This is a genomic window from Gordonia sp. UBA7860 (assembly GCF_002500165.1).
GTDB classification, from domain to species: domain Bacteria; phylum Actinomycetota; class Actinomycetes; order Mycobacteriales; family Mycobacteriaceae; genus Gordonia; species Gordonia sputi.
Window position 1 is genome coordinate 1 of the sequence record NZ_DLSO01000187.1, and the last position, 228, is coordinate 228.

The following is a 228-nucleotide window of genomic DNA, read 5'->3' on the forward strand; positions in this document are numbered from 1 at the left end:
AGCAGATCAATCGTGTCGGGGGGGAGACCACCACCGCCGATCTCGCCGAACTGGCACGACGAGCAGACGCGGGCGCCAAACCACGCGACCTCGCGGCCGGGTGGCTTGGCGAGCACGGCCTCTAGTCTTTACGGGTCAGCGGCTGCTCATGCGACACCGCACAGCTATCCACGACGTGGCCGGGCGTCGTGAATCTTCCGCTGCCCGCTGAGATCTGAACGCTACCGA